This is a genomic window from Microbacterium sp. GW821-FHT01D02, assembly GCF_059422585.1.
This window is the reverse complement of record NZ_JBWKXB010000001.1, coordinates 1342492-1367620: the sequence shown is the minus strand read 5'-3', so window position 1 is coordinate 1367620 and position 25129 is coordinate 1342492. Positions and strand designations below refer to the sequence as shown.

Annotated in this window: 28 protein-coding genes; 7 read left to right on the top strand and 21 right to left on the bottom strand. The window is 69.9% G+C overall.

The genetic code is table 11. The features are described 5' to 3' along the window. Positions 1-30: 30 nt before the first annotated feature. Positions 31-1314, bottom strand: a complete 1284-nt coding sequence (locus tag AC07VM_RS06760; protein ID WP_494910460.1) for an ABC transporter substrate-binding protein — start codon at positions 1312-1314, stop codon at positions 31-33. Positions 1315-1464: 150 nt separating this feature from the next. Between AC07VM_RS06760 and AC07VM_RS06755 the strand changes: the two genes are divergently transcribed. Beyond that, positions 1465-2331, top strand: coding sequence for a MurR/RpiR family transcriptional regulator (locus AC07VM_RS06755; protein WP_494910459.1), 867 nt, complete (start codon positions 1465-1467; stop codon positions 2329-2331). A 5-nt stretch (positions 2332-2336) separates the two neighbouring features. Beyond that, complete coding sequence (locus tag AC07VM_RS06750) at positions 2337-3509, top strand: exo-beta-N-acetylmuramidase NamZ family protein (protein WP_494910458.1); 1173 nt, start codon at positions 2337-2339, stop codon at positions 3507-3509. On the opposite strand, the gene AC07VM_RS06745 is transcribed toward AC07VM_RS06750, so the two are convergent. After that, positions 3500-4255 (bottom strand): DeoR/GlpR family DNA-binding transcription regulator, encoded by a 756-nt coding sequence (locus tag AC07VM_RS06745; protein ID WP_494910457.1) that lies wholly within the window; start codon positions 4253-4255, stop codon positions 3500-3502. The genes AC07VM_RS06750 and AC07VM_RS06745 overlap by 10 nt on opposite strands. 54 nt (positions 4256-4309) lie before the next feature. Between AC07VM_RS06745 and AC07VM_RS06740 the strand changes: the two genes are divergently transcribed. Continuing rightward, the gene (locus AC07VM_RS06740; protein WP_494910456.1) at positions 4310-4675 is read left to right on the top strand and encodes a DUF4406 domain-containing protein; all 366 of its coding nucleotides are present in this window, start codon (positions 4310-4312) and stop codon (positions 4673-4675) included. Positions 4676-4684: 9 nt separating this feature from the next. Further along, a complete protein-coding gene (locus AC07VM_RS06735; protein ID WP_267416429.1) occupies positions 4685-4861 on the top strand; it encodes a hypothetical protein in 177 nt (58 codons plus the stop codon). Between the two features lie 12 nt (positions 4862-4873). Here AC07VM_RS06735 and AC07VM_RS06730 read toward each other — a convergent pair whose 3' ends face one another. The 5 genes from AC07VM_RS06730 to AC07VM_RS06710 form a co-directional block, all read right to left on the bottom strand. Next, complete coding sequence (locus tag AC07VM_RS06730; RefSeq protein WP_494910455.1) at positions 4874-6256, bottom strand: LLM class flavin-dependent oxidoreductase; 1383 nt, start codon at positions 6254-6256, stop codon at positions 4874-4876. 70 nt (positions 6257-6326) lie between these two features. Further along, positions 6327-7040: a nicotinamide riboside transporter PnuC gene (pnuC, locus tag AC07VM_RS06725; protein ID WP_494910454.1), complete on the bottom strand. Its 714-nt coding sequence runs from the start codon at positions 7038-7040 to the stop codon at positions 6327-6329. A gap of 2 nt (positions 7041-7042) precedes the next feature. Continuing rightward, positions 7043-7570, bottom strand: a complete 528-nt coding sequence (locus tag AC07VM_RS06720; RefSeq protein WP_494910453.1) for a GNAT family N-acetyltransferase — start codon at positions 7568-7570, stop codon at positions 7043-7045. Between the two features lie 228 nt (positions 7571-7798). Further along, positions 7799-8038 (bottom strand): hypothetical protein, encoded by a 240-nt coding sequence (locus AC07VM_RS06715; RefSeq protein WP_494910452.1) that lies wholly within the window; start codon positions 8036-8038, stop codon positions 7799-7801. A gap of 99 nt (positions 8039-8137) precedes the next feature. Beyond that, positions 8138-9055 (bottom strand): DUF808 domain-containing protein, encoded by a 918-nt coding sequence (locus tag AC07VM_RS06710; protein WP_494910451.1) that lies wholly within the window; start codon positions 9053-9055, stop codon positions 8138-8140. Positions 9056-9212: 157 nt separating this feature from the next. Between AC07VM_RS06710 and msrB the strand changes: the two genes are divergently transcribed. Next, on the top strand, positions 9213-9689 hold the full coding sequence (gene msrB / locus AC07VM_RS06705; protein ID WP_267416423.1) for a peptide-methionine (R)-S-oxide reductase MsrB: 477 nt from the start codon (positions 9213-9215) through the stop codon (positions 9687-9689). Beyond that, positions 9686-10231: a peptide-methionine (S)-S-oxide reductase MsrA gene (msrA, locus tag AC07VM_RS06700; RefSeq protein ID WP_267416422.1), complete on the top strand. Its 546-nt coding sequence runs from the start codon at positions 9686-9688 to the stop codon at positions 10229-10231. Before msrB ends, msrA begins: the two co-directional genes overlap by 4 nt. Before the next feature lie 27 nt (positions 10232-10258). On the opposite strand, the gene AC07VM_RS06695 is transcribed toward msrA, so the two are convergent. Both AC07VM_RS06695 and AC07VM_RS06690 read right to left on the bottom strand, forming a co-directional pair. Then, a complete protein-coding gene (locus tag AC07VM_RS06695; protein WP_494910450.1) occupies positions 10259-11059 on the bottom strand; it encodes an alpha/beta fold hydrolase in 801 nt (266 codons plus the stop codon). Between the two features lie 33 nt (positions 11060-11092). Continuing rightward, positions 11093-11458 carry a DoxX family protein gene (locus AC07VM_RS06690; protein WP_494910449.1) on the bottom strand — a complete coding sequence of 122 codons (366 nt, stop codon included), beginning with the start codon at positions 11456-11458 and terminating at the stop codon, positions 11093-11095. 56 nt (positions 11459-11514) lie between these two features. Between AC07VM_RS06690 and AC07VM_RS06685 the strand changes: the two genes are divergently transcribed. After that, positions 11515-12003, top strand: a complete 489-nt coding sequence (locus AC07VM_RS06685; protein WP_494910448.1) for a winged helix-turn-helix transcriptional regulator — start codon at positions 11515-11517, stop codon at positions 12001-12003. Between the two features lie 33 nt (positions 12004-12036). Here AC07VM_RS06685 and AC07VM_RS06680 read toward each other — a convergent pair whose 3' ends face one another. The 12 genes from AC07VM_RS06680 to AC07VM_RS06625 form a co-directional block, all read right to left on the bottom strand. Then, positions 12037-13488 carry a catalase gene (locus AC07VM_RS06680; protein ID WP_267416417.1) on the bottom strand — a complete coding sequence of 484 codons (1452 nt, stop codon included), beginning with the start codon at positions 13486-13488 and terminating at the stop codon, positions 12037-12039. Positions 13489-13554: 66 nt separating this feature from the next. After that, positions 13555-13977, bottom strand: a complete 423-nt coding sequence (locus AC07VM_RS06675; RefSeq protein ID WP_267416415.1) for a Fur family transcriptional regulator — start codon at positions 13975-13977, stop codon at positions 13555-13557. Between the two features lie 79 nt (positions 13978-14056). Beyond that, positions 14057-15022, bottom strand: a complete 966-nt coding sequence (locus AC07VM_RS06670; RefSeq protein ID WP_494910447.1) for a squalene cyclase — start codon at positions 15020-15022, stop codon at positions 14057-14059. 63 nt (positions 15023-15085) lie between these two features. After that, a complete protein-coding gene (locus AC07VM_RS06665; protein WP_494910446.1) occupies positions 15086-17140 on the bottom strand; it encodes a hypothetical protein in 2055 nt (684 codons plus the stop codon). Between the two features lie 4 nt (positions 17141-17144). Beyond that, positions 17145-18146 (bottom strand): glycoside hydrolase family 130 protein, encoded by a 1002-nt coding sequence (locus AC07VM_RS06660; protein ID WP_494910445.1) that lies wholly within the window; start codon positions 18144-18146, stop codon positions 17145-17147. A gap of 15 nt (positions 18147-18161) precedes the next feature. Then, the gene (locus tag AC07VM_RS06655; RefSeq protein ID WP_267416409.1) at positions 18162-19004 is read right to left on the bottom strand and encodes a carbohydrate ABC transporter permease; all 843 of its coding nucleotides are present in this window, start codon (positions 19002-19004) and stop codon (positions 18162-18164) included. Next, complete coding sequence (locus AC07VM_RS06650) at positions 19001-19897, bottom strand: carbohydrate ABC transporter permease (RefSeq protein ID WP_494910444.1); 897 nt, start codon at positions 19895-19897, stop codon at positions 19001-19003. The genes AC07VM_RS06655 and AC07VM_RS06650 overlap by 4 nt, the downstream gene beginning before the upstream one ends. A 4-nt stretch (positions 19898-19901) precedes the next feature. Then, the gene (locus AC07VM_RS06645; RefSeq protein ID WP_494910443.1) at positions 19902-21170 is read right to left on the bottom strand and encodes an extracellular solute-binding protein; all 1269 of its coding nucleotides are present in this window, start codon (positions 21168-21170) and stop codon (positions 19902-19904) included. Positions 21171-21222: 52 nt separating this feature from the next. Next, entirely contained in the window at positions 21223-22212 is a 990-nt protein-coding gene (locus AC07VM_RS06640) for a LacI family DNA-binding transcriptional regulator (protein WP_494910442.1), read from the bottom strand. Between the two features lie 138 nt (positions 22213-22350). Beyond that, positions 22351-23271, bottom strand: coding sequence for a J domain-containing protein (locus AC07VM_RS06635; RefSeq protein WP_494910441.1), 921 nt, complete (start codon positions 23269-23271; stop codon positions 22351-22353). 71 nt (positions 23272-23342) lie between these two features. Beyond that, on the bottom strand, positions 23343-23996 hold the full coding sequence (locus AC07VM_RS06630) for an IMPACT family protein (RefSeq protein WP_494910440.1): 654 nt from the start codon (positions 23994-23996) through the stop codon (positions 23343-23345). Positions 23997-24026: 30 nt separating this feature from the next. Then, positions 24027-25013: an aldo/keto reductase gene (locus AC07VM_RS06625; protein WP_267416403.1), complete on the bottom strand. Its 987-nt coding sequence runs from the start codon at positions 25011-25013 to the stop codon at positions 24027-24029. Positions 25014-25129: the final 116 nt, after the last annotated feature.

The following is a 25129-nucleotide window of genomic DNA, read 5'->3' as shown; positions in this document are numbered from 1 at the left end:
CGCCGGACCGGCGCCCCCACCACGGTCGGGTCAGGATGCGGGGGTGAACCAGGTGGAGATGCCGGACTGCAGGTCGGCACCGAGCTGCTCCGGCGTCTTGTCGCCGAGGAACATCGCCTGGATGTCCGGGCCGAGCACGGCCGTCCCGGTCGGGTCGCCGTAGCGGAAGTCGACGAGCAGCAGGTACGGCGCCGGGTTGGCGGTGTACTGCTCGTTCATCTCCTGCATCAGCGGGTCGGAGTACTTCACGCCCGGCAGTGCCGAGAACTGGTCGACCTCGTCGGCGACGAGCTGACCGAACTCGGCCGTCGTCATCCAGTTCAGCAGTTCGGTCGCGGCCTCCTGCTGGTCGCTCGAGGCGTTGATGCCGAAGCTGCCGTCCGCGTAGCCGGGGGTGACTGCGTGGTCGAGCGCGCTGCCGGGGGCCGGCGGCACCTCGTAGACGCCCCACTCGGTGTCCGGAGCCGAGTTCTGGAACGTCGGCAGGTCGAAGGATCCACCGGGCCACTGCGCGGCCTGTCCGGAGGTGAACTGCAGCACGGCGTCGGCGACCGCGATGGCGTTGACGTTCTTGTCGAGGTACTTCTGCATGTCCTTGACGATCTGGAGCGACGAGACGTACGCCGGGTCGGTGAAGTCGACCTCGCCGCTGAGCACCTTCTCCTCGAAGTCGGCGCCGCCGTAGTTCGCCGAGCCCACGATGTCGTGGAACATCGGCAGCACCCAGTCCTCGCGGGCGCCGAGCGCCATCGGCGTGACGCCCTCCTTGAGTAGGGTCTCCTGCAGCTCGATGAACTCGTCCCAGTCGGTGGGCTCCTCGAGGCCCATCTCGTCGAACATCGTCTTGTTGTAGAACATCTGCATGGTCTGGTAGGCGAAGGGCACGCCGTAGGTCTTGCCGTCGTCCTTGCCCTGGGCCGCGCGGAGCACGGTGGGGTCGAACTGGTCGAGGCCGTCGACGATGTCATCGATCGGGACGATTTGCTCGGACTGGATCGCGGGCTGGATGCCGCCGTAGGCGCGGAGCATGGCGATGTCGGGGCCGTCGCTGCCCTCGAGACCGGTCGCCAGGATCTGGTTGTACTCGGTGGGCTGGAAGCCCTCGAACTGGACGGTCACCCCGGGGTGCGACTCCTCGTACTTGTCGAAGACCGCTTCCCACTTCGGCGAGGACGATGCCTGCCAGGACCAGACGGTGAGGGTGACGTCTCCGGCGCCGTCGCCGCTGGATGCGGCAGGCGCGCAGCCGGCCAGAGCAAGGCCTGTGACGAGAAGACCTGCGGGAAGGGCAAGTCGTGTGGTGCGGTGTCGCATGGGGTTCCTCTCGGGTTATGAGAGCCGTCTGACAGACCGGGCGTCTCTGCTGTGAAAGCCTCCCGCCCACTTTGGGCAATTTGTTACAAGATTTCAAGCCCTAGCGGAAAATTCCTTCCATTCCGACCTCGGGTCTGCGATCCTGTTCGCGTGTCCACCAGTGCGATGACCGCGATCCATCAGCGTCTTTCCGCGCTCACGCCCACCGAGCGGCGGATCGCCCAGCACGTGCTCGACGATCCCCAGAGCGCGGTCGAGTCGTCGATCACGCAGCTCGCCGCGGCCTGCGACACCTCGATCGCGAGCATCGTGCGCTTCACGCAGAGCCTGGGCTTCTCGGGGTACCCCGAGCTCCGGCTGGCGCTCGCGACCGAACTGGATCGCCGTGCTTCCGACCGCGAGCGGTTCAACGTCTCGGAGAGCGACGTGAGCCGGCACGACGACGCGCTCACCACCGTGCGGAAGATCGCGTTCGCGGAGGCGTCCGCCATCGAGCGCACGGCGAGCCAGATCGACATCGACGAGCTCGAACGCTGCGTCAGTGCCGTGCGCGCCGCCCGCCGCATCGACATCTACGGCGCGGCGGCGAGCGGTCTGGCGGCTCAGGATCTGGAGCAGAAGCTGCACCGCGCGGGTCTCGTGGCGCAGGCGCGCACCGACCTCCACCTCGCGCTCACCGGTGCGGCGCTCCTCGACGAGCGCGACGTCGCGATCGCGATCTCGCACTCCGGGCGCACGCTCGAGATCGTGCAGTCGGCCGAGGTCGCCGCGCGCGCCGGGGCCACCACCATCGCCATCACCAACAATCCGCGGTCACCGCTCGCGCGGGTCAGCACCCTCGTCCTGGTCACGGCCGTCTCGGAGTCGACGTTCCGATCCGGTGCCATGGCCAGTCGGATCGCGCAGCTCGCCGTGCTCGACTTCCTGTTCACCCGCATCGCCCAGGCCGACTACGACACCATCTCCGACAACCTTCAGCGCACCTACAACGCTGTCACCGATCACAGAATCGACTGATCCTCATGCACCTCGGCATCGACCGCCTGATCCGCCGCGACATCCGCCCCGATCTCCTCGCGCGCCTCACCGCGAGCCGACTCGGTCTGGTCACGAACGACCTCGCGCTGACCTCCGACCTGCTGCGCGGACGACAGCCGCTGGCCGCGAGCGGTTGGCGGTTCACGAGGCTGTTCGGGCCGGAGCACGGTCTCAGCGGTCGCGCGAGGGAGGGTGAGCGGGTGGGCGATCTCCTCGATCCGCTCACGGGGGTCGAGGTGCGCAGCCTGTACGGCGACGCGGTCCGTCCCGCCGCCGCCGACCTCGCCGATCTCGATGTGATGCTCATCGATCTGCCCGACGTCGGCGCGCGGTTCTACACGTACATCTGGACCATGAGTCACGTGCTGGAGGCGTGCGCCGATGCCGGGGTGGCGGTGGTCGTGCTCGACCGTCCGAACCCGATCGGCGGTCGGCTCGATCGCGCGGAGGGTCCGCTGCTCGACGAGCGGGCGCAGTCCCTCGTGGGGCGGTGGAGCATGCCGATCCGGCACGGACTCACGATCGGCGAGCTGGCGCGGCACTGGGTGCGCACCCGCGGGATCGATGTCGAGCTGGACGTGGTCGAGGTCGACGGGTGGTCCCGCGATGCGCCGATCGGGGGCGGCGAGGGCACGTGGATGCCGCCGTCGCCGAACCTCCCCAGCCCCACGACGGCGCTGCTGTACCCGGGCACCTGTCTGGCGGAGGGCGTGAACGTGTCGGAGGGGCGGAGCACGGCCGTGCCGTTCCGCGTCATCGCCGCGCCCTTCATCGACGGGGAGCGCTACGCCGCCGCCATCGCCGCCGCCGGATTGCCCGGCATCGCCGCCGTCCCCTACGGCTTCACGCCGCTGGTGCGCGACCACGCCGGCGAGGCGTGCGAGGGGGTGATCCTGCATGTCACGGATGCCGAGGCGCTGCGACCCGTGCACACCGGTGCGCGTCTGCTGTCCCTCATCGAAGAGGTCCATCCCGGGGCGCTCGTGGAACGTTCGCTGGTGCCGATGCCGGGGGAGTCCGACTGGTCCCCGCTCGAGAAGCTCTTCGGGGTCGAAGGGGCGTTCGCGCAGATCGTCGCCGGCGAGTGGGACGATCCGGAGCGCTTCGCGGTTCCGGGGTGGCGGGATGCCGTGGCGGAGGACCTCCTCTACCGCTGAACCCGCGCGTCGATCTCCGCCTCGGCCGCCGCGACGAGCGGATTCGCGTCGAGCGGATCGGTGATGATCGCGGTGATCGCGTCGAACGGCAGGACAGGGTAGCGCGACACGGCGCCGACCTTGTCCGCACTCGCGAGCACGACCGTCTCGGTGCACCGCGCGGCGATCGCGCGCTTCGTGACCGCGTCGTCGAGCTCGCCGGTGGTGAGGCCGTGCGCGGGGTCGACACCGGTCGCGCCCAGGAAGAATGTGTCCGCGGCGAGGTGCTGGATCGCCTCGAGGGCCAGGCCCCCTCCCGCCACCATCGAGTGTCGGGTGAGCTCGCCTCCGATCATGATCACGCGGGCGTCGGAGTGCTCGGCGACGGCGAGGGCGACCGCCGGGCTCGGTGTGATCACCGTGAGGTCGGTGCCGGAGGGGAGCAGCTTCGCCATCGCGAGGGTGGTGGTGCCCGCATCCAGGACGATCGTCGATCCGGAGCGGACGCCGGCGACCGCTCGTCGCGCGACCCGCTCCTTGCTCTCGGTCGCGACCTCCTGCCGCTCGCTCACGGGTCGATCGGGGGCGGGGAGCGGCAGGGCCCCGCCGTAGACGCGCAGCAGCCGGCCGTCTTCGGCGAGCTCGCGGAGGTCGCGTCGGATCGCATCCTCCGAGACGCCGAGGTCGTCGGCGACGGCCTTCGCGACCACCCGGCCGTCACGGTCGAGGAGTTCGAGAAGGTGGGCTTTGCGTTGCGCGGCCAGCATATGTTTCCTCACGAAGTTGCACGATCTTGCATGTTTCAGACTACAGTCATCCCCATGACGAAGCCACTCCTGATCCTGATCGCCGGCCCCTATCGTTCCGGCACGAACGGCGACCCCGCCCTCATCGCCCGCAATCTGGCGCGCCTGGAGGAGGCCTCGGGGCCGATCTTCCGCCTCGGACACATCCCGATGATCGGTGAATGGGTCGCGCTGCCGATCCTGCGCACCCTCGACGAGGCCACCGCCGCAGACGGCGATGTCATGTACGAGACCGCGCGCCGGCTGCTGCAGCACTGCGATGCCGTGCTGCGCCTGCCCGGGGAATCGGCGGGCGCCGACAAGGACGTCGAGATCGCGCACGAGCTCGGATTGACGGTCTACCGGTCGCTCGAGGAGATCCGCTCAGCCGCGACTCCGTAGGCTGGAGGCATGACCAAGAACATCTGGACCATCCTCGGCGTCATCCTCGCCGTCGTGATCGCGTGGTGGATCGTGAGCGCGCTGTTCTCGGTCCTCGCGTTCATCTTCAAGCTCGGGATCGTGGCGGTCGTCGCCGTGGTCGTGTTCCTCGTGCTGCGCGGACTGTTCAGCCGCAGCGACGACTGACGCCCTGCGCGCTCAGGCGCGAGCGAAGGCGCCGACGCGGTACTGCGCAGCGCGGTGCGTGTCCTGCACACGGTCGCCGCGGCCGTGGAGCTTGTGGCGGAGCGTGCCCGGCGTGTACTCCTCGGGGTAGGCGCCGCGCTCGCGCAGCACCGGGATCACGTGCTCGATCACGTCCTGCCAGGTGCCGGGCGTGACCGCGTAGGCGAGGTTGAAGCCGTCGATGTCGGTCTCCTCGACCCACGACTGCAGCTCGTCGGCGATCTCGACGCCCGATCCGACGATCGTGGGGCCGAGGCCGCCGATCGCGTTGTGGCGGCCGAAGTCGCCGACGGTCCACTCGCGGCCGAGATCCGCCTCCTCCTTGAGGTGCTGGAGCACCGACTGGATCGCGTTGGACTCGACGTTCCCGACCGGCTCGTCCTCGGCGTACTGCGACAGGTCGACGCCCATCCAGCCCGACATGAACGTGAGCGCACCCTCGGGGCTCGCGTAGGAGAGGTACTCGGCGTGCTTCGCCGTCGCCTCCTCGCTGGTGGCGGCGGTGATCACGGTGAGCAGCGTGTAGATACGGGCGTCGTGCCGGTCGCGGCCCGCCGCCTCGAGGGCGTCGCGGATGCGCTTGACGGTGCCGGCGAGCACCTCCTTCGAGGGGGCGGCGACGAAGATGGCCTCGGCGTTCTCGGCGGCGAACTTCACTCCGCGCGGACTCGCGCCGGCCTGGTAGATCACCGGCGTGCGCTGCGGTGACGGCTCGGAGATGTGGATGCCGGGCACGCTGAAGTGCTTGCCCTCGTGTCCGATCGGATGCACCTTGCCCGGGTCGGTGAAGATGCCGCGCTCGCGGTCCTCGACCACGGCGTCGTCCTCCCACGAGCCCTCCCAGAGCTTGTAGAGCACCTCGACGTACTCGTCGGCGTGGTCGTAGCGGTCGTCGTGCGCGAGCTGGTCCTCCTGGCCCATGTTGCGCGCGGCGCTGGGCAGGTAGCCGGTCACGACGTTCCATCCGATCCGGCCCTGGGTGAGGTGGTCGAGCGTGCTCAGCCGGCGGGCGAACGGATAGGGGTGCTCGAACGCGGTGCCGGCCGTGATGCCGAAGCCCAGGTGGTCGGTGACCGCGGCCATCGCGCTCACCAGGAGGATCGGATCGTTCACCGGGACCTGGGCGCCGTTGCGGATCGCGGCCTCGTTGGTGCCGCCGTAGACGTCATAGGTGCCGAGCACGTCGGCGATGAAGATGCCGTCGAAGGTCGCGCTCTCCAGCAGCTTCGCGAGATCCGTCCAGTAGGAGATGGTGTTGTACTGGCGCGACCGGTCGTCGGGGTGCCGCCACAGGCCGGACGACTGGTGGGCGACGCAGTTCATGTCGAAGGCGTTGAAGCGGATCTCGCGGGTCATGCGACCCATGAAAGGCGATGCGCGCGGGCGAATCCAGGGTCGCCGACATGGGCGGACACATTCGGAGCGCTCAGGCGAGCTCTTCCTCGTCCGGCCGGCGCGGGCTCGGGTCCGGTGGGATGATCTCGATCGGATGCGCGGCCATCCGCTGCGCCCGCCACCAGATCACGAACCCGACCGCGGTGAAGACGCCGTAGAACACGTACATGAGGCCGGTCGCGTAATAGCCGGAGCTGAACAGCAGGGGCACGCCGACCACGTCGACGGCGATCCAGATCAGCCAGAACTCGGTCCAGCCCTTGGCCATGCCGTAGGTCGCGAGCAGCGAGCCGACGAACGTCCAGGCATCGGCCCATACCGGCTCCCACGATCCGAGCAGGCGGAACAGCGGCGTCAGGGCGACGGTCCCGACGATCATCACCAGGACCATGCCGATGCGCGCGCTCGTCGGCGCCCAGCGCGGCACCACGCGTCCGCCGTCGAGGTTGCGCCAGCGCACCCACCCGTAGATCGCGACCGCGATGAACATGATCTGGCGTCCGGCCTGACCGAGCAGGTGCGGCAGCGACGGGTCGGGGCTGAGCGCCGAGCCCAGGAAGACCGTGAGCAGCAGCAGGTTGCCGACGATGCCGACCGGCCACGCCCACACCTTGCGGCGCATGCCGCCGAGTGCGCTCGCGAGTCCGAACGCGTTGCCGACGACCTCGCGGACCAGGAGCGTCTGTCCGCCCGGCAGCATCCACTGCGAGTTGAAGGCGTCGACGAGCCACTGCAGCGGATCCATGGTCAGGACCCCGCGTCGGGTTCGGCGCGCTCGTCGAGCACGAGCTGGAGCATGCTGAGGTCGAGCCAGCGCCCGAACTTCGCCCCGACCTGCGGCATCCGTCCCACCTCGGTGAAGCCCAGCCGCTCGTGCAGGGCGATCGAGGCGGTGTTCCCGCTCTCGATGCCGGCGATCATCACGTGCATCCCGGCGGTGCGGGCGTGCTCGATGAGCGCGGCCATCAGTGTGGTCCCGATGCCGCGGCCGTGCTGGCCGTCGAGGACGTAGACGGAGTGCTCGACCGTGAGGCGGTAGCCGCTGTGCGGGCGCCACTGCGCGTACGACGCGTAGCCCAGCACCCCGGAATCGTCGACCGCGACGATCACCGGGTAGCCGTGGGAGGTGCGGTCGGCGAGCCAGGCGGCGCGGTCGGCGAGGTCCACCGCCTCCTCGTTCCAGATCGCGGTGGTGTGCACCACGGCGTGGTTGTGGATCGCGGTGATCGTGTCGAGATCGGCGGTCTCGGCGTCTCGGATTCGCACGGCTGTCATCGGCGGGCGGTCTCTCTTCTGCTTCTGCGCTTCGGGTGCGCATCGCCGACGCTAGCAGGATGCCGGGGCTTCGAGCGCACGAGGAGTGCACGCGGTGCCGACGTGGCGATATGCGAGCCTGTCCGCACCGCAGGCCCAGGCTCGGGGGCAGGGCGCGCTACGACATCGCGGCATGAGCGCGCCGTCCGTCGCGCACGCTCGTCCGTCGCGCACGCTCGTCCGGTGGACTCAGCCCGCCGAGGTCGAGGCGGGCTCGATGGATTTCAGCCGGGACGTGATGGCGGCGAACCCCGCCGACCAGGCGGCGCCCAACCCCGCGGCCGTGGCGCTGGCGGCGGTGAGCTGGCCACCGGATTCGCCGACGGCGGCGAAGACGAACCAGATCACGGCCGCACCGATCCCCACGATGGCGACGGCGGAGATCAGGCGCCGGGTCCGGCGCAGCTGAGTGGCGTGATCAGAGCTCATGCTCCGATCAAACCGGAGTGGACGACAGGCCGCATCCCCCGTGCGGCGGATAGCGACGGCGGATCGCTGCGAGACGCCGCCTCAGCCTCAGCCTCAGCCTCAGACGTGCACGTCGGCGGGGGATTCCTCGCCCTCGTGGAAGTTGGGGGTCTTGCCGAACAGCCGCGCGATGCCCAGGACGATCCCGACGATCAGCAGGCCGAGGATGAGCCCGGCGATCGCCGACACGATCGTCTCGACCACCCAGACCACGAATCCGCCGAGCGGCTCGAGCGCATGCTCGATCCCGTGCAGCACGTCGGTCGTGAAGTGCCAGCCCACCTCGCCGAGGTTCACCAGCACGAGATGGCCTCCGACCCAGAGCATCGCCACGGTGCCGAGGATGCTGATGAAGCGGAACACGGCCGGCATCGACCGCACGATCCTGGTGCCGGTGTGTCGCACGCGCTGCACCGGGTTCTTCGCCATCTTCAGACCGATGTCGTCGATCTTCACCAGCAGCGCCACGGCGCCGTACACGACACCCGTCATCAGGAGTGCGATCACGGCGAGGATCGCCAGGGTCGCCCAGATGTCGAGCCCCTTCTCGAGACTCGCGAGCGAGATGAGCATGATCTCGGTCGAGAGGATCAGGTCGGTGCGCACCGCGCCGAGCACGAGCTTCTTCTCGTCGCGCGCACCCTCATCGGCGTGACCGTGCTGCACGCCGAACCACTCCAGCACCTTCTCCGCACCCTCGAAGCACAGGTAGGCCCCGCCCAGGATCAGCAGGTACGGCAGCACCCACGGCGCGAACGCGGTCAGCAGCAGCGCCACCGGGATGATGATCAGGAACTTGTTCGCCAGCGACCCCAGGGCGATCTTGCCGACGACGGGCAGCTCCCTGGCAGGCGTGAGGCCCTGCACGTACTGCGGGGTGACCGCGGCGTCGTCGATCACGACGCCGGCCGCCTTCGCCGAGGCCTTCATCGCGGCGCTCAGGATGTCGTCGACGACGGCGAGAAGTCCAACGGACATGGGTGTTTCCCCTCGGCAGGTGTGCAGTGCGGAGGCAACTCTATCGACACCGCAGAAACTCACAGCCCGCTCCCAGCGCCGCGGGACCAAAACGGGCCGCTCGACGGTTCTCCTCTATGACGCCGCAGCCAGCGACGTCGGACAAGGAGTCAAGATCATGTCGAACGACTACGCCAAGACCCCCGAGGCCGTCAGCGACCTCACCCACCTGCAGTACGAAGTGACCCAGCAGGACGCCACCGAGCCGCCCTTCCGCAACGCCTATTGGAACAACCACGACGACGGCATCTACGTCGACGTCGTCTCGGGCGAACCGCTGTTCTCATCGACCGACAAGTTCGACAGCGGCACCGGCTGGCCCAGCTTCACCAAGCCCATCGAGGCGGATGCCGTGACCACCCGTACCGACCGCTCGCTGTGGATGAAGCGCACCGAAGCGCGCTCCGCCGGTGCGGACAGCCACCTCGGGCACGTCTTCGACGACGGCCCTCGCGACGCGGGCGGACTGCGCTACTGCATGAACTCCGCGGCCCTCCGCTTCATCCCTGCGGAAAGTCTCGAACAGGAGGGGTACGGTCGCTACAGTCCCCTCTTCGCCAACCCCACCACCGATTCTTCTGAGGAGCAGTCATGACCGACACCGGAACCATCACCCGCACGCCCGGGACCGAGACGGCCGTCCTCGCCGGCGGCTGCTTCTGGGGCATGGAAGACCTGATCCGCCGCCAGCCCGGCGTGCTCGACACCCGGGTCGGCTACACGGGTGGATCGAACGACCACGCGACCTACCGCAACCACCCCGGCCACGCCGAGGCCGTGGAGATCGTGTTCGACCCGACCAAGACGACGTACCGCGACATCCTCGCGTTCTTCTTCCAGATCCACGACCCGTCCACCAAGGACCGTCAGGGCAACGACATCGGCTCGAGCTACCGCTCGGCGATCTTCCCGCTCAGCCCCGAGCAGGAGACCGTCGCGCGCGAGACGATCGCCGACGTCGACGCCTCCGGCCTGTGGCCCGCCAAGGCCGTCACCACGATCGAGCCCGAGGGCCCGTTCTGGCAGGCCGAGGAGGAGCACCAGGACTACCTGATCAAGTACCCGAACGGCTACACCTGCCACTTCCCGCGCGCGGGATGGGTGCTGCCCAAGCGTGCGGAGAGCTCCGCGGTCTAGGGCGCGACCGGCGACTCCTCGCCGGGGTCACCCCTCGGCGAGGAACGACAGCGCGGCTTCCTTGAAGTCGCGCGAACCGGGGGCGTTGAAGTGGTTCCGGTTCGGGATCTCGAAAAAGTGCCCGTCCGGAGCCGCCGACGCCAGGGCCCGCGACCCCTCGATGATCGCGTCCTTCGATCCGGTGGCGAACAGGATCGGACGCGTCGGCGCATCCGTCGGGTCGGGGTCGATCATGCCCGAGGACCGCATGCCCTCCGCCAGCGCGACCAGCGCCCGCAGGTCGTTCCCCGGCACCCGCTCGGTCAGCGCGATGTAGTTCTGCGTCGTGCGGTCCTCGACCGGCGTGCCGTCGGCGATGTAGGCGCGCACCTGATCGAGGTCGAGGCGAGCGAGCGGGATGCCGTCCGGCACGCCCCCGAGCACCGCGCGGCCGATGCGATGCGGCAGCTCGCGGACCACCTCCCAGCCCACGCGTGCCCCGAGGGAGTAGCCCACGTAGGACGCATCGTCGACGAGATAGGTGTCCATGACGGTCTCGACGTCGGTCACCAGCGTGCGGATGCCGTAGCCGCCGGCGTCGTGCGGCTTCTCGCTGAGTCCGTGACCGCGCTGGTCGAGGGCGAGGACCCGGTACCCGGCGGCGATGAGCTCGCGCACCCACCCGGTCAGGACCCAGTTGTCCCGCGCGTTCGATGCGAACCCGTGCACGGTCACCACGACCGGGGCGTCGAGCTCACCCCAGGTGTAGGTCGCCAGCCGCGTGCCGTCGCCGGCGTACACGTGCTGCGGGTCGGGCATGCTGGTCAGGTCGGAGAGGGGGACGGCCACCCTTCCATCTTGGCCCTGTTCCCGGTCCGAGGGTCAGAGCACCACGAGGAAGCCGAGCACCGCGCTCGCGACGCCCAGCACCGCCAGGACGAGCGCCGGCGCGGCGGGCTCCTTGCGGCGCAGGTGCACGACGACCGCGCCGATCATGATGATCGCGATCCCGGTGCCGGCGAGCGCGGCGAGGATCGGGGCGATGCCGGTGGCCAGCGGCAGGATGAGCCCGAACGCGCCGATCACCTCGAGCGCCGCGATGGCTTTGATCGTCCCGGCGGAGAAGTCCTCCGTCCAGGCCATCCCGCGTTCGGCGAGCGTGGCCTTCGGGGTGACGAGCTTCATGAAGCCGCCGCCGAGCATGGCGAGGGCGAGCAGCCCGTTGACGATCCAGAGTGCGATGAGCATCCGAGGTTCCGTTCTGTGTCTTTGTTACGATCAGTAACCAAGACTGGAGGATGCAGATGACCGCTGCAAAAGGCACACCGATGTCACTGACGCACATCGACGAGACCGCGCTCGCCGGATTCCCCGGATACGAGAGCTCCTGCGAGCTCGACGAGAGCGCGGGCCGCGCGATCCGCGAGGTGCTCGATCGCGTGGGCGACAAGTGGTCGCTCCTGGTCATCGCCACGCTGCGGCACGACCGGCTCCGCTTCAGCGAGCTGCTCCGACACATCCCCGGTATCTCGCAGCGGATGCTGACGCTCACCCTCCGCCAGCTCGAACGCGACGGACTGATCAGTCGCACCGCCTACGCGGAGGTCCCGCCGCGCGTGGAGTACGAGCTCACCGACCTCGGCGGCACCCTCATCCCGATCGCCAAGACCATCGGCGACTGGGCCCTCGCGAACCACCCCGCGATCGAGGAGTCGCGCACGCAGTACGACGCGACGCGCGGGGCCTCGGCCACCGCACGCCGCGTCGCAGGAGATGTCAGCGCGTCCGCGTGATCGGCCGGACGAGGAAGCCCGGCCGATCAGGGATCACACCTGGGTGCGCAGGGCCGCTCCGAGCGTGGCGTCCACGTTCGTCCAGTACTGGAAGAAGCGCTCGCGGATCTCGTCGACCGTGATCGAACGCCCCTGCCCGATGAGCGTCTCGATGAACCGGGCGCGCTGCTCGTCGTCGAAGACCTCGCGGTAGAGCGTGCCCGGCTGCCCGAAGTCGTCGTCCTCGGCGTGCAGCGTGGCCGCCGAGCGGACGAGTTCGCCATCGGCCTCCCAGTTCGCCTCGATCCCCTTCGACGGGTCGGCCTCGGGACCGCCGGCCGCACCGAACGAGTTCGGCTGGTAGGTGCGGTGCGCCGCGCCGTTGTACTGGTACCGCATCGCCCCCTCGTGCTGGTAGTTGCGCGCCTCGGCGGCGTGCGGCTGGTTCACCGGCAGCTGGTTGTAGTTGGCCCCGATGCGGTGACGCTGCGCATCCGGGTACGCGAAGATGCGACCCATCAGCATCTTGTCCGGCGAGATGCCGGTGCCGGGCACCTGGTTCCCCGGCGAGAAGCCGGCCTGCTCGATCTGGGCGAAGAAGTTCTCCGGGTTCCGGTTCAGGGTCAGCGTGCCGACCTTGATGCGCGGGTAGTCCTTGAGCGAGATCGTCTTGGTGAGGTCGAACGGGTTGAAGCGGTACGACTTCGCCTCGTCGTAGGGCATGATCTGCACGTACAGGTCCCACGAGGGGTGCTCGCCCCGCTGGATCGCATCGAACAGGTCGCGCCGGTAGTAGTCGGCGTCGGACCCGGCGAGCTGCTGCGCCTCCTCGGCTCCCATGGCCTCGACGCCCTGGTGTGACACGAAGTGGTAGCGCATCCAGAAGAGCTCGCCCTCCGCGTTCACCCAGGAGAAGGTGTGCGAGCCGTAGCCGTTCATGTGCCGCCAGCTGCGCGGGAGCCCACGGTCGCCCATGAGGTAGGTCACCTGGTGCGCGGTCTCCGGGGAGAGCGTCCAGAAGTCCCACTGCATGTCGGGGTCGCGGAGTCCCGAGTCGCCGAGGCGCTTCTGCGAGTGGATGAAGTCGGGGAACTTGATCGCGTCGCGCAGGAAGAAGGTCGGGGTGTTGTTGCCGACGATGTCGAGGTTGCCCTCCTCCGAGTACAGCCGCAGCGAGAAGCCGCGCACGTCGCGCCAGGTGTCGGGGGAGCCCTGCTCGCCGGCGACCGAGGAGAAGCGGATGAGCGCCTCGCTCTTCGCGCCCTGCTGGAAGACCGCCGCCCGGGTGTACGCCGAGACGTCTTCCGTGACGACGAACTCGCCGAACGCACCGCCGCCCTTCGCGTGCGGGTTGCGCTCCGGCACGCGCTCGCGGTTGAACGCGGCGATCTTCTCGACGAGGTGGTGGTCGTGCAGGACCGTGGGGCCGTCGGCGCCGACCGTCAGCGAGTGGGTGTCACTCGCGATCGGGGCTCCGGCCTGCGTGGTGGTGGCAGGTTTCGTCATGGTGTTCTCCTTCTCCGCGCGGGCGCGACGAATACCCCCATCCGTGGATGGGCGATCAGCGGTCGGCTATTGCGCGGCGTTCTGGCAACTGGGGCACAGGCCCCAGAAGGTGACTTCGGCTGTCTGGACGGTGAATCCCCCCGTCGAGGACGGGGTGAGACACGGAGCTTCGCCCACGACGCAGTCCACATCGCCGACGGCACCGCAGGAGGTGCAGACGACGTGGTGGTGGTTGTCGTGGATACGTCGCTCGTAGAGCGCCGCGGAACCTGCCGGTTCGATCCGGCGGATGAGACCCGCCGTCGTCAGGTCCGCGAGGATGTTGTGCACCGACTGGATCGACGTGGTCGGAAGCACGTCGGACACGGCGCGGTAGATCCGCTCCGCATCCGTGTGGGCCATGGAGTCCAGTGCCTCGAGAACGGCGACGCGGCCCGCGGTCGCCCGAAGCCCGGCATCGCGAAGCGCCGAGTCGAGTTCTGTCTCCATGCCTCGAGTGTACCCCGTCATTTGAATAACTCAAAAGAACAGCATGTCGGGATGCTGCTCCCGTCGAGGGGTTCTCGGTTCAGGCGCCGCCGGCCCAGTCGAGGACGCGCGTGCCGATCAGCGTGAGCCAGCGGGAGGGATGGCCCTCGCCGGCATCGACCGGGAACCAGGTGCGACCGGCGAGCGGAGCGCCCTGCGTCCACGAGCCGTCGGGCCGTCGCGCGGCACGCACCAGCTCGACGGCATCCGCGATCCGCTCGTCGGGGGCACGACCCTCGACGAGCGACGCCTCGCGGAAGTGGTCCAGGGCCGCCATCGCGCTGTACCGATGGCGGTTCGGATACACGAAGCGCCCGACGAAGGGACCGACCTGCTCTCCGGTCGACTCGCGGTACAGCAGCCGTCGCCGCAGCAGGTACTCCTCGCCCGAGTGCCGTGCCTCCCGCAACGACGTGTCGCCCGTGAGCCGCTCGTAGGCGAGCATCCCGCGCAGGGCGTTGAGCGTGGAGTGGAAGGACGACCGCACCGAGTCGCCCTCCTCCGCCTCGCAGTTCCATCCGCCGTCCTCCAGCCGGTGGGCGGGGAACCAGCGGGCGAGCGCGGAGACGTCGGCACCCAGCCAGGCGCCGTTCGCCAGCGTGTAGGCGTTGATGCACACGTCGACCTCGCCGCCCCAGTAGGGCAGGTCGTCGTACTCCCATCGACTGTTCTGCGCCAGGCGCTCCGCGGTGTCGCCGAGCACCGCGGCGTCCACGCCCCATTCGCGCAGATCGTTCAGCGACCAGGTCGTGGCCGTCCACGGCTGCCCCGGCTCCTCCGCCTCCGCACTGCCGAAGAACCCTGCCGGGAAGAAGGCGCCGCCGGCCCACTGGCCGTCATCGTCCTGCCGGGCGAGGAGCGCGGCGCCGAAGCCCTCGGTCGCGACCCGAGCCCGCGTCGCCTGCCACACCTCCTCGGGCTCCCGCAGTAGATCGCGCTCGACCTGCCAGCGCAGCGCGGGATCCCCGTCGAGCAGCCAGTCCATCGTCTCCGTCGCGATCGCCATGCGGGCACGCTACTCCGTCGGTGCGGCATCGGATACCCCGACGGCGATCGAGTTCGGCGGGCCTCAGCCGCGGGTGATCGTGAAGCCCGTTCCGCGCACGCGAACCCGACCGCCCTGGGTCGCCCGGCCGTCCGGAGAGCCGTCCGCCTCGTAGGCTCGCCCCTCGCCGGGTGCGAGCGGAGCGACCCGCTGGTCCTTCCGTGCGCCGTTCGCATAGAGCACGGCGGCTCCCGAGGTCGTCGCGTACACGGCGCTCACGACCCGCGGCTGGATCACCAGCGCATCCAGGCGCACGTCGCCGCGACTCGTGCAGCGCACCGTCACCGCGGTCTCCGGCAGATCGCCGCCGAGGAGCTGCGGCACGAGCATCCCGTCGGCCTCGGTGAGCCCGCGGTCGCCGACCCCGCCCGCGGGCGTGCGCGTGCGCCGCACCCGGCGACGCCCGCGGAGCACCTCCCACTCCGCCTCGCCGGCATCGGCCGCCTGCCGCCACACGAGCCCGTGCAGGATGCCACCCGCCTCCGTCACGTCGAACTCGACCCACTCGCCGCGAGGGACGCGCACATACGCCCCGCCCGAGAGGTTGCCCTCGCCCGTCCAGGCGCCGCCCTCAGGACGCTCCACCACGCAGCCGGGGGAGAGCCGTGCCGTCTCGGCGTCGATCACCCGCAGGCCCGAGTGCGCCCGCAGCCCCGTGATCGACGTCGCGAGCTCCGCCACGTCCCGATTCGCGTCGAGCAGCTGCATCGTGAGCAGCCCGTGGATCGTCGACTCGGCGCCGGAGTTGCGGTTCACCCGTCCGTCGGTCTCGACCCCGTCGAACGTCACACCCGTCGCGGGGTCGTACACCGGCACCCCCGCCGTGTTCGCGCCGAAGAACCAGCCGGCGGCGAGGCCGGCGACCGCGCGGAGTCCGACCCCGCCCACGGCTGCCGCCTGCAGCGCCCCGGCCACGCGACCGTGCGCGCCGTAGGCGATCTGCGCCTCGGCCGGAAGCGGCGCCCACGCGTTGTGCGGCCCGCCCGCGGCGAGCACCTGCGGCGTGAAGCGTCCGGCATCCGCGAGTGCGGCGGAGGACCAGTCCCGGCGCCGGAGCAGGGCCCCGGCGCGGGCGAGAGCCTCCGGTGCGGCCGCACCCCACGCGTGCCAGAACCCGAGCGAACCCGTCCACGGCAGCACCGCCCCGAACGGCCAGCCCCGCGCCGGGTCGGTGGCCATCGCGGCCACACCCTCCCCGTACGTCAGCAGGGCCTTGCGGCTGCGGGAGTCGCCCGCCTCGGTGGCCGCGGCGAGGCCGAGCATGGCCTCTGCCGTGGCATCCGCACCGCCCGCGATGAGCCAGGCGGGGAGCCGCCGCCCGTCGCTGCGCACCCACTGCCCGGCGCGCGAGAGCGATTCCCGCCCGAGCGCATCCAGGCACAGGTGCAGCCGGTCGAGGAGGAACGCCGCGAACGCCGGGTCCGCCCGACGGAAGGCCGCATGGCCCTCGCCGAACGCCCAGACCGACCGGGCGAGCCAGTACGACTCGGCCGAGTCCGAGGGGTCGGGCAGCTCGACCGGGATCGCGCTGGGGGTCAGGGTGCCGTCCTCCTGCTGCCACAGCACCACGCGCCCGGCGTTCGGGCCGGAGGTCGTCTGCAGGAAGGCCAGCGAGCGGAGCACATCTCGCGCATCGTCGCGGCTCCGGGTATCGCCCGTCGCCCTCCAGTCGCGGAGGAACACGATCGCCGCGCGGGCGATGTCGTCGGCGTTGTAGGCGCCCTGCGACCAGTAGCCGGTGACGGCATCGCGGGTGCCCCCGCCGACCGGCCGATATCCGCCCGCGCCGTCGGTGTCGGCGTAGGTCCAGGGCGCGCGCACGGTCGGCTGCGACTCGATGCCGAACGTCGTGTGCGCCGCGCTCGCCGCGACCGGCACCTCGGCGAGGAGGAAACGCAGATGGGCGAGGTTCGTCAGCCGACCGCGCCGATCGGCCTCGAGCGGGTGGGACCCGGTCCCGGTGGCGACGCCGGCGCCGGTGGTCGGGGTCGTCGCACCGACGGCCGCATCCACCGGGACGAGCGCCAGGGCGGAGGCGGCTGCCGCGAAGGTCAGGAACGTGCGCCGAGAGGCGTCCATGGCGTCACTCCCCGGCATCCACGCGGGAATCGGCGCCGTCGCGCAGCGCGCGACCCCACGGCTCGGCGGGATCGTGGATCGCCACGGCCAGCGTCGTGTCCGACTGCCCGTAGTACGCGAACCACTTCTCCTGGAACTTCACGAGCCCCTCGACGAAGGTCACGTTCGAGACCAGCCCGTGCATGTCCTCGAAGGTCTGCGGGCGCAGCCACGGCTCCTGCAGGCGGGCGATGACCGTGGTCGGCTCATCCGGATCGATGGCGATCTGCCCGCAGCGGTAGTCGACGTCGACCGAGCCGTCCTCGTGCACGACGCGGGTCGCACCGTTCGTGAGGAAGAGCAGCAGTCCGTTGTCGGTCACCACGGGCGAGGTGCCGATCTCGACGAGGGCCTCGTCCCAGGTGCCGGGCGTCGGCGAGTACATCGGCTCGGTGTCGGGGGTGCCCGGTGTCCAGTGGATGAGGTCATCGCTGGTCGCCCAGTAGATCGCGCCCTCGCCGAAGTACATCCACCACTTCCCGTGCATCCGCTGCGGCACGATGACGCCGGCCTTCGACCAGTTGAATCCACGGGGGTCCATGGTCTTGAAGGTGTCGAAGTCGTCGAACAGCGGCCCGTGCTTGGTCCACGTGCGCAGGTCGGTCGAGGTCGCCAGGCAGAGCTGCGCGCTGCGCCGGTCCCAGCCCGTGTAGGTGAGGTAGTAGGTGCCGTCGATCAGCGCGATGCGCGGGTCCTCGCAGCCGTACCGCTCGTAGTCCTCCGACGGCGAGAGGATCGGCGCATCCTCGCGGGTGAAGGTGACGCCGTCCCGGGAGCGGGCGATGCCGATGTGGGAGATGATGTCGTCGGCGTGTGCGCGGTAGAGCAGCACGACCTCGTCGCCGTCGACGAGCGCGGCCGGGTTGTACAGGTTGGCCGACTCCCAGCTGTCGCCGCGCGGGCGCAGGATGGGGTTGCCGTCGTACGGCGTGAACGGTCCGAGGGGGAAGGAGGCTCCGGTGAACATGGGGTCCCTTTCTGGTCAGCCTTTGACGGCTGCACCGAGGTCGGTGGCGCGGAAGAACCGCTGGAAGACGACGAACAGGATCACGACGGGGAACGCGAGCGCCGTGGCGCCGGCGAGGATCGCACCGTTCGGGTTGGCCGTGGACTGCGCCACGTTGGAGATGTAGTTCGCGAGGGACACGGCCAGCGGCTGCAGGCTCGCATCCTTCGTGATGAGGAAGGGCCAGAGGAACTCGTTCCAGGGGCCGATGAACGTGACGAGGACGACCGTCACCAGGACGGGACGGATCAGCGGGATCGCGACCGAGGTCAGCAGACGTATCTCGCCGGCGCCGTCGATGCGCGCCGCCTCGAAGATCTCCACCGGCAGCGCCTTGAAGAACTGCACGAAGATGAACACCGCCGTGGTGTTGATGAGGAACGGCAGGATCATGCCCAGGTACGAGTCGCCGAGGCCGTAGCTGCGGGTGATCTGCACGTAGAGCGGGATCATCAGCAGCTGGAACGGCACCATCTGCACGAGCAGCATCAGCACCCAGATCACGCCGCGGCCCCGGAAGTCGAGGCGTGCGATCGCGTAGCCGGCGAGCAGACCGAACACGACGGTGCCCAACAGCACCCCCGCGGTGAAGATGAGCGAGTTCAGCAGTGAGCCGACCAGATCGATGCGCGAGTCGATCGCGATGAAGTTGTCGACGGTCCAGCCGCTCGTCGGGAACAGCTCGCTGGGGGAGTTCGTCGGATTCTCCTGGAACGCCCCCACGATCATGAAGTAGAACGGGAAGGCGAAGCCGATGGCCGCGATCGTGAGCAGGATGATGCTCAGGACGCGGGGCAGTGAACGCTTCTTTCGCATCATCGCTCCCTGGTCGCGCGGTTGGCCGCCAGCGACAGCATCCCGACGAGGATCACGAGGATCATGCCGATGGCCGCTGCGGTGTCGGGGTTCTGCTGCTGGATGCCCAGCTGGTAGATGAGGAGCACCGGTGTGGTCGATGCGCCGTCGGGCCCGCCGCCGTTGGTGAGCAGGTAGGGCTCGGTGAAGAGGTTGGCTCCGGTGATGATCGACAGGATCAGCACGAGGGTGGTGGCGCTGCGCACGCCCGGGATGGTGACGTGACGGAAGCGCGAGAGCACCCCGGCCCCGTCGGTCTCCGCCGATTCGTACAGCTCCTTCGGCACGTTCTGCAGCGCCGCCAGATACAGCAGGATGTAGAACCCGAGCTGCTTCCAGGTCACGTAGAACGCGATCATCGGCATCGCGAGCCCGCTGTTCACGAGCCAGGACGGATCGGGGGCGAGCGGGCCGAGGATCGTGTTGATCAGCCCGTTGCCCGAGAACAGCAGCATCCACACGCCGACGAGCGAGACGCTCGCCGTGAGGTACGGCACGTAGAAGGCGACGCGATACGCCGCCACCCAGCGGATGCCGGTGTTGAGCGCCGCCGCCAGCACGAGCGAGAGCACCGCCGTCAGGGGCACGTTGATGACCAGGAAGATCAGGGTGTTGCGGAACGAGCCGAGCACCCGCGGGTCGGTGAGGACCGTGACGAAGTTGTCGAAGCCCACGAAGGGGCGGTCGACCTCGGTGCCGGGAGCGGTGAAGAAGTAGTCGTGGAAGGCGATGTACACCGCGAACGCGAGGGGATACGCGAAGATCGCGATCACGAACACGAAGTACGGCAGCGCGAACAGTCCGCCGATCGGTTGCGCACCCAGCCATCGGGTGCGCAACCGCTTCTGGTCGGTCACGGTGTCACTCGGCGACGAGCTTGTCGATCTTCGTCGCCGCGTTCCCGAGGAAGTCGTCGATCGACTCCTTGTCGAAGATCACGGCGGAGGAGTACTCGTCGCGGAACGCCTGCCAAGCCTCCACGGAGTTCGGGATGCTGGGCACGTCGGCCGTCTTCTCGGCCTGCTCGGCGAACGCCACGTAGTTCGGGTTGGCCGCGAAGTAGTCGGCGTAGGTGTCGGTGAGCCCGGTGCGCATCGGCATCTGCCCGGTGGCCTCCAGGAGCTGCCCGTCGCTGTCCTCGCTGGTGGAGAACTTCAGGAACTCCCACGCCGTGCCCTGGTTCTTGCAGGCCGTGAACATCGACACGCTCTTCGAGTCGGCGAAGGTCGTCGGGTTCTCGCGGCCGTCGCTGGTCGGCACCGGCATGAAGCCCACGTCGACCGTGTCGGCGTAGGACGGGATCGCCCAGGGGCCGGCGAGCTGCATCGCGGTGGTGCCGGCGGACATCGCGTCGTCGGTCGAGGCCTCGTTCGGCGAGAGCTTCTCGTCGTAGAAGGTCTTCCAGAACTCGGAGACGGTGCGCCCGGCGTCCGAGTCGAACGTGGCCTTGCCGTCCTCGACGAGCATCGTGCCGTCGGTCTCGGCCAGGTAGAGCGGGTAGAAGTCGAACCACGGCTGATAGAACTCGCTGGTCGGCGCCGGCCAGATGGCACTCTGCACCCCGGAGGCGACGATCTTGCGCGACCCCTCGAGGAACGCGTCGTACGTGTTCATCTGCGGGTCCTCGGGATCGATGCCCGCGGCCTGGAAGAGCGCCTTGTTGTACATGACCATGACGGGGTTCGACTTCCACGGGAGCTGGTAGAAGCTGCCGTCGCTCTGATAGGAGTCGATCTCGCCGCCGCGCTTCGTGATGTAGTCGCTGCCACCGTCGATCTTGCTGAGGTCGACGAGTCCTCCCTGCTTGACCCAGCCGGAGACCGCGGCGGGCGCCACGTTGTAGACGAGGCAGGGGGCGGTGCCGGCGGTGATGGCGGCGGTGATCGCCTCCTCCGAGGAGGAGCCGGCGGGGATCTCCTGCGCCTTGACCTTCTCGTCGGGGTGATCGGCGTTCCAGGCCTCGACGACGGCCTTGCCCCAGGCGACCTCCTGCTCGTTGTTGGAGAGCCAGATGGTGATCGGGCCGGTGCCTTCGGCGGCGCCCTCTCCGCCACCTCCGCCGCCGGACGAGCATCCGGTGGCGACGAGAGCGAAGGCGCCGATCAGGGCGAGTGCGGGGAGCTTCTTCATGGTGTCCTCCTTGACACGGCGGGTGATGACCCGGTGGGGATGGCGGTGCCGACTAGCTGGTGCTGTCGCGGAAGTGCACGACGTTGCAGTCGACGATCTCGGTGCGCGGCTGCGCTCCGAGGATGTCTGCCCGCAGGAGGCGGGCGGCGGCGCGGCCTCGGGCCGCGGGGTCGGATGAGACGCTGGTGAGCGCCGGGGACAGGTGGGCGGAGAGGTGGTCGTCGTCGAACCCGGAGATCGCGAGGTCCTGCGGGATCGCGAGGCCCTGGGAGCGCGCGTAGGAGAGACCGGCGATCGCCATGGTGTCGTTCGAGTAGAGGATCGCGGTCGGCCGCTCCGGGAGCGCGAGGAGCTCGGCGGTGCGCGTGCGCCCGCTGGCAGCGGTGAAGTCGCCCTCGCGGAGCAGCTCGTCGCCGCCGATCGCCTCGACGTACGCCTCCGCGCGCGCCTTGGAGTGGACGTAGGCGAGAGGTCCGGAGACATGGGCGATGCGCTCATGCCCGGCGGCGCGGAGGTGCGCGATGATCTCGCGGACCGGGGCGGCGTCGTCGGTGCGGACGCAGGAGAATCCCGTCGGCTGGTCGTAGGCGCCGACCAGGACGGTGGGCAGGCCGAGGTCGTCGAGGAACGGGACGCGCCAGTCGTCGGTGCGCAGGTCGAGCAGGAGAGCTCCGTCGGCTCGGCCGTGGGTGAGGGTGCGGTAGGCGCGCTCCTCGGCGTCGCGGCCGGAGACGACCTGGAGCAGGAGTGCCGTCTCGGTCTCGGCGAGCACCGATTCGACGCCGGCGATGAAGGCGGGGAAGAACGAGTCGTTCGCGATGACCTCGGGGTCACGCGCCAGCACGACGGCGACCGCGTTGGCGCGCCGGGTGGCGAGGGCCCGCGCGCTCTGGCTGGGTGCCCAGTTCAGCTTCTCGGCCGCGGCGAGGACCTTCGCCTTCGTCTCCTCGGAGATCGGGCGGTTGCCGCTGAGGGCGTGCGAGACCGTGGCCTTCGTGACGCCTGCTTCGCGAGCGACATCGGCGATCGTCGTGCGGCTCATGCCACCTCCTCGGGGGACCGGGCGGCGCGACCTGCGCGGCGTGAACCGGTTTGATGAGTGTGAACATGAGTGTAAACCGGTTTGATTCACGGTGTCAACGGTGAGGCCGCCTGCGGTCGGGCAGGGGGAAGCGGGGGCTCAGACGAAGCGGACGGTCTGCTGCAGACGGGTGCGCACGTCGAACAGCTCGTTGCCGCCGATCGCCCGCGCCTGAGGCACGCCCTGGCGGAGCACCATCGCGAGGGCGCTGCGGCGCACCACGACCACCGGCACGCCCCGGCTCGTCCCGAGTGGGGTGACGGCCTGGGACAGGTCCTCGTCGGGCAGCACGATGATCGCGCCGCCGAACCGCACGCGGGCGGCCTTCGCGACCGCGCGCATCCGACCGAGGGCGGCGGTCACCGGCGCCCGGGTTCCCAGGCTCGGGCCGGTGATCTCGCCGCGGCGGAAGCCGACCACCCCGCCGAAGTCCTCCGACATCACGCCGTACAGGCCGGAGGGGCCCAGGATCACGTGATCGAGCTTGTCGTCGGGGTCGGCCCCCACGGCGACGTCGTGCCACACCGTGAAGCCCATGCCGAGGTCGGACACCGTGCGCGCAGTGGCCTCCTCGGCCAGGGCATCGGCGAGGAGCCGCCGCAGATCGCGAGGTGCCGACCGCACGAGCGCGGGGTCGTAGGGGTCGGGGACCTCGACGCCCCGGCCCGCCCATTCGCGGATGAGCGTGAGGTAGCGCTCGCGGCGCCAGCCACCGGGGTGCCCGTAGGAGCGGGCGCGCGGACGCGTGTCGGTGCGCGTCGCGGGCGGTCGCCATCCACTCCACTCGTCGCCGGCGTCGTGAGTCACACCGGTCCGACGGTCGTAGGCGGCGCGACCCTCGACGGTGCCGATCAGCTCCCACGCCCGCTGCACCTGGATGAAGATCGCGGCGTCGCCGCCGGTGTCCGGATGGGTCTGGCGCAGGCGCAGACGGTAGGCGCGGCGCAGCTCGACGTCATCGACGGACGGGTCGACTCCGAGGATCTCGTAGGCCGAGGCCGAGAGCGGGCTGTCGAACATCGCTCTCCTTCCGCGATCGCGGCATCCAGGATATCGGGCGGTCGTTGTGCGTTCGCCGATCCTCCGAGGGCTCAGGCGCGGACGTCGACGATGCGCTCGACGCCGAGCACGGGGACGACCGCGCCACCGGATGCCGCGGCGAGGTCGGCCGTGAGTCGGGGGATCTCGGGCTCCGGCGTCCACAGCTCGAGCGTGGCCGCGGCCGCGTACGTCGGCTCGCCGAGTGTCGCACCGTGATGCCCCGCCCAGTCGCGGAGCAGGTTGTCGTAGCGGCCGGCCTCGGCGTGCGGCACCTCGAGCGTCACCTGCCGGAGGGCGGCGCGGTGCACGAGCGCGGCCCGGTCGAGCGCCTCCGACACCGCGGAGGAGTACGCGCGCACGAGCCCGCCCGCTCCGAGCTTCACCCCGCCGAAGTAGCGCGTCACCACCGCGACCACGTCGGTCAGCTCCCGGCGTCGCAGCACCTCGAGCATCGGGATCCCCGCGGTGCCGGACGGCTCCCCGTCATCCGACGAGCGGGCCTGGTCGCCGAGCAGCCCGGTCACCATCGCGGTGCAGTTGTGGTTGGCGTCCCACGCCCGCTTGCGGATGCCGGCGATGACCTCCTCGGCCCCCTCGACCGAGGAGACGGGCTGGATGCGGGTGAGGAAGCGCGACTTCCGGATGACCGTCTCGTGGTCCACCGCGGCCGCGATGGTCGCGGGGTAGCTGCGGGCGGAGGTCACCCGCCTCACGATACCGAGGCCGCGGGCGGCTCAACGGTCGACGAACGCCATCTGCTGCGGGTTGTAGCGGTCGCCCGCCACGCCGATCCGCGTCGCGAGGGCGGAGAGATCGGCGACCTCGTCCGCCGACAGTGCGACCGCCGTGCTTCCCGCGTTCTCGGCGATGCGGGTCGTGCGCCTCGTCCCGGGGATCGGCACGATCCACGGCTGCTGCGCGAGGAGCCAGGCCAGGGCGATCTGTCCCGGCGTGGCATCCTTCGCCGCGGCGAGCTCGGCCACGTGCGCCACGAGCGCCCGGTTCGCCGCCCGGTTCTCGGCCGTGAAGCGCGGGATCGTGGCACGGATGTCGCCGGCAGCGAAGTCGGCCGTCGTGTCGACGGTCCCGGTGAGGAAGCCCTTGCCGAGCGGGCTGAACGGGACGAACCCGATGCCGAGCTCGGCGAGCACCGGCAGGACCTCAGCCTCGGGCTCGCGGGTCCACAGCGAGTACTCGCTCTGCAGGGCGGTGACCGGGTGCACGGCATGCGCGCGGCGGATGGTGTCGGCCGACGCCTCCGAGAGCCCGAAGTGGCGCACCTTCCCCTCGGCGATCAGTTCGCCGACGGTGCCGGCGACGTCTTCGATCGGCACGTCGGGGTCGACGCGGTGCTGGTAGAAGAGGTCGATCACGTCGGTGCGCAGGCTCCGCAGCGAGGCCTCGGCCACTCGGCGGATCTGCGCGGGACGGCTGTTCAGCCCGACGCTCTTCCCGTCCTGGATGTCCCACCCGAACTTCGTCGCGATCACGACGCGGTCGCGGATCGGCTCGAGTGCCTCGCCGACGAGCTCCTCGTTCACGTACGGTCCGTACACCTCGGCGGTGTCGAAGAAGTCCACGCCGTGGTCGACCGCCGAGCGCAGCACCGCGATCATGTCGTCGCGGCTGCCGGGGTTGGGCCCGTAGCTCTGCGACATGCCCATGCAGCCGAGTCCGACCGCCGAGACCCGGAGGCCCTGTCCGAGAGTGCGTGTGTGCATGAGCTGTCCTTTCGTCGTGGCCGCGGACGGATCCGCGGCCGTGGTTCCGACGCTACGCGCGGGCGTCGCATCGGGGGAGGGTCTGTCGGAACCCCGCTGGCCGGAACCCCTCATCC

What these genes read in the sequence shown, in the direction of transcription:
- AC07VM_RS06750 (WP_494910458.1), top strand. Translation starts at nt 2,337, where the DNA reads ATGCACCTCGGCATCGACCGCCTGATCCGCCGCGACATCCGCCCCGAT.
- AC07VM_RS06660 (WP_494910445.1), bottom strand. Translation starts at nt 18,146, where the DNA reads ATGTTCACCGGAGCCTCCTTCCCCCTCGGACCGTTCACGCCGTACGAC.
- msrB (WP_267416423.1), top strand. Translation starts at nt 9,213, where the DNA reads ATGTCGAACGACTACGCCAAGACCCCCGAGGCCGTCAGCGACCTCACC.
- AC07VM_RS06675 (WP_267416415.1), bottom strand. Translation starts at nt 13,977, where the DNA reads ATGGAGACAGAACTCGACTCGGCGCTTCGCGATGCCGGGCTTCGGGCG.
- AC07VM_RS06690 (WP_494910449.1), bottom strand. Translation starts at nt 11,458, where the DNA reads ATGCTCATCGCACTCTGGATCGTCAACGGGCTGCTCGCCCTCGCCATG.
- AC07VM_RS06625 (WP_267416403.1), bottom strand. Translation starts at nt 25,013, where the DNA reads ATGCACACACGCACTCTCGGACAGGGCCTCCGGGTCTCGGCGGTCGGA.
- AC07VM_RS06715 (WP_494910452.1), bottom strand. Translation starts at nt 8,038, where the DNA reads ATGAGCTCTGATCACGCCACTCAGCTGCGCCGGACCCGGCGCCTGATC.
- AC07VM_RS06745 (WP_494910457.1), bottom strand. Translation starts at nt 4,255, where the DNA reads ATGCTGGCCGCGCAACGCAAAGCCCACCTTCTCGAACTCCTCGACCGT.
- AC07VM_RS06635 (WP_494910441.1), bottom strand. Translation starts at nt 23,271, where the DNA reads ATGTTCGACAGCCCGCTCTCGGCCTCGGCCTACGAGATCCTCGGAGTC.
- AC07VM_RS06735 (WP_267416429.1), top strand. Translation starts at nt 4,685, where the DNA reads ATGACCAAGAACATCTGGACCATCCTCGGCGTCATCCTCGCCGTCGTG.
- AC07VM_RS06710 (WP_494910451.1), bottom strand. Translation starts at nt 9,055, where the DNA reads ATGTCCGTTGGACTTCTCGCCGTCGTCGACGACATCCTGAGCGCCGCG.
- AC07VM_RS06655 (WP_267416409.1), bottom strand. Translation starts at nt 19,004, where the DNA reads ATGATGCGAAAGAAGCGTTCACTGCCCCGCGTCCTGAGCATCATCCTG.
- AC07VM_RS06730 (WP_494910455.1), bottom strand. Translation starts at nt 6,256, where the DNA reads ATGACCCGCGAGATCCGCTTCAACGCCTTCGACATGAACTGCGTCGCC.
- AC07VM_RS06665 (WP_494910446.1), bottom strand. Translation starts at nt 17,140, where the DNA reads ATGGACGCCTCTCGGCGCACGTTCCTGACCTTCGCGGCAGCCGCCTCC.
- AC07VM_RS06670 (WP_494910447.1), bottom strand. Translation starts at nt 15,022, where the DNA reads ATGGCGATCGCGACGGAGACGATGGACTGGCTGCTCGACGGGGATCCC.
- AC07VM_RS06645 (WP_494910443.1), bottom strand. Translation starts at nt 21,170, where the DNA reads ATGAAGAAGCTCCCCGCACTCGCCCTGATCGGCGCCTTCGCTCTCGTC.
- AC07VM_RS06760 (WP_494910460.1), bottom strand. Translation starts at nt 1,314, where the DNA reads ATGCGACACCGCACCACACGACTTGCCCTTCCCGCAGGTCTTCTCGTC.
- AC07VM_RS06740 (WP_494910456.1), top strand. Translation starts at nt 4,310, where the DNA reads ATGACGAAGCCACTCCTGATCCTGATCGCCGGCCCCTATCGTTCCGGC.
- msrA (WP_267416422.1), top strand. Translation starts at nt 9,686, where the DNA reads ATGACCGACACCGGAACCATCACCCGCACGCCCGGGACCGAGACGGCC.
- AC07VM_RS06680 (WP_267416417.1), bottom strand. Translation starts at nt 13,488, where the DNA reads ATGACGAAACCTGCCACCACCACGCAGGCCGGAGCCCCGATCGCGAGT.
- AC07VM_RS06685 (WP_494910448.1), top strand. Translation starts at nt 11,515, where the DNA reads ATGACCGCTGCAAAAGGCACACCGATGTCACTGACGCACATCGACGAG.
- AC07VM_RS06720 (WP_494910453.1), bottom strand. Translation starts at nt 7,570, where the DNA reads ATGACAGCCGTGCGAATCCGAGACGCCGAGACCGCCGATCTCGACACG.
- AC07VM_RS06640 (WP_494910442.1), bottom strand. Translation starts at nt 22,212, where the DNA reads ATGAGCCGCACGACGATCGCCGATGTCGCTCGCGAAGCAGGCGTCACG.
- pnuC (WP_494910454.1), bottom strand. Translation starts at nt 7,040, where the DNA reads ATGGATCCGCTGCAGTGGCTCGTCGACGCCTTCAACTCGCAGTGGATG.